Origin of the sequence: Streptomyces sp. P17 (genome assembly GCF_032436805.1) — a bacterium.
Taxonomy (GTDB): Bacteria; Actinomycetota; Actinomycetes; order Streptomycetales; family Streptomycetaceae; genus Streptomyces.
Genome location: NZ_JAVRBF010001362.1, coordinates 1 through 243, shown reverse-complemented (window position 1 = coordinate 243; position 243 = coordinate 1). Strand labels below are relative to the sequence as shown.

Here is a 243-nt window from a genome sequence, read left to right as displayed (position 1 = left end):
GCCGTCACCTATGGCGAGCCGCCGCACCGTTTCGAGGCCGGAACGCCGCCGATCGTGCAGGCGATCGGCTTTGGCGCGGCATCGCGCGAGACTTCGCGGATCATCTCGCCGCCGCCGTTGAAGGGCGGCATGACCGCAAGATGCTCGTATTTGCCATAGAGGGCGCCGATTCCGGTCGGCCCGTACAGTTTGTGTCCAGACACGACATAGAAATCGCAGTCGATATCGCGGACATCGACATCC

General features: G+C 63.4%; 1 protein-coding gene and 1 pseudogene. One reads left to right on the top strand and one right to left on the bottom strand.

All coding sequences use genetic code 11. From position 1 onward, the window contains the following. Positions 1-159 (top strand): aminotransferase class V-fold PLP-dependent enzyme (locus RMT89_RS46435; RefSeq protein WP_399499117.1); only part of this gene is annotated, 159 nt, incomplete at its 5' end. Here RMT89_RS46435 and RMT89_RS46430 read toward each other — a convergent pair. After that, positions 144-203 (bottom strand): annotated as a pseudogene (locus tag RMT89_RS46430) (aminotransferase class V-fold PLP-dependent enzyme); the annotation flags it as partial. The gene RMT89_RS46435 and the pseudogene RMT89_RS46430 sit on opposite strands and share 16 nt — an antisense overlap. Positions 204-243: the final 40 nt, after the last annotated feature.